Source organism: Flavobacterium succinicans (assembly GCF_001662485.1).
In the GTDB taxonomy this organism is placed as follows: domain Bacteria; phylum Bacteroidota; class Bacteroidia; order Flavobacteriales; family Flavobacteriaceae; genus Flavobacterium; species Flavobacterium succinicans_A.
The window spans coordinates 1-972 of record NZ_JMTM01000058.1 but is presented as its reverse complement, the minus strand read 5'-3'; the positions used below and the strand labels follow the sequence as shown (position 1 = coordinate 972).

Sequence of the window (972 nt, the reverse complement as noted above, 5' to 3'; positions counted from 1 at the left end):
ATACAAAACCAACTTTCCATTAAGCCAATTGCCCAAATCCGTTGTAGCGTGTGTTAGTGGCTGGCAATTTATTCGTTATTCAACTTTAGTATTTCATCTATAATATTGTTAGATATTCGGAAATTCGTCAATAACAATTTATCAATTAAAGGCTTAACTTTTGGTATAATGGACATTTGTTTTGCTTTGTGTATTACTCCTAATGCTCCAGTTGTCTTAAGTTTTAATTTTGTAGCTAATTTGCGAGCTTTGAGGTCATCCAATAATAATGTAACATCTTCAATTTCCGAAGCTAATGCAATTGCACTTGCTTCGCCACGGCCTACTTGTGTTTCCAAAAATCTTTGATATTTTTCATCAGTTACTGATTGTACAGTTATCCAATCTGGTAATTTTTCTCCGAATTCTTCAGCAATTTCAGGAGTAGTTATAAGTTCTCCATAAACATCTTTTAAGATATTTAGTTCATTTATTTTATGAAGAATAATTAGAGTGCTTGTATCGGAAATTACTATTTTATGCATTTGCTATATCTGATTGTAAATCATCAATTGAATTACTAAATATTGAAACACCATATTTTCCAAGTATTTCTATGAACGCTCTTTTTGTTAGTCCTGCTATTTCTGCAGCTTGTCCTGCAGATAACTTTGCATCTTCATAAAGTTTTGACGCTATTATCATTGAAAAATCGTAATCTTTCAAATCAACACTATCGGGTATATTTACTTGTATTGTTCTCATAATTTCTCTTTTTTTCAAAAGTACAAAAATATTAAGCGATAAGTTTTATTGTGCGCTTTTTTTTGCTTGCCACTAACGTTCTGGTACTACAGCGGGTTTGGGTTCCAAGTTAAGATTTATTTTTCGGTTGTCACTAAACTGCCAAATACAAAACCATTTTCCCATTAAGCCAATTGCCCAAATCCGTTGTAGCATCTATGTAAAAGCATAACTTAGAGTTACTAAAAA

The 972-nt window shown here is 31.7% G+C and carries 2 protein-coding genes; both read right to left on the bottom strand.

From position 1 onward, the window contains the following. Positions 1–68: 68 nt before the first annotated feature. Positions 69–524 carry a DUF3368 domain-containing protein gene (locus tag FLB_RS10275; protein WP_064715881.1) on the bottom strand — a complete coding sequence of 152 codons (456 nt, stop codon included), beginning with the start codon at positions 522–524 and terminating at the stop codon, positions 69–71. Further along, positions 517–744 (bottom strand): UPF0175 family protein, encoded by a 228-nt coding sequence (locus FLB_RS10270; RefSeq protein WP_064715880.1) that lies wholly within the window; start codon positions 742–744, stop codon positions 517–519. The genes FLB_RS10275 and FLB_RS10270 overlap by 8 nt, the downstream gene beginning before the upstream one ends. Positions 745–972: the final 228 nt, after the last annotated feature.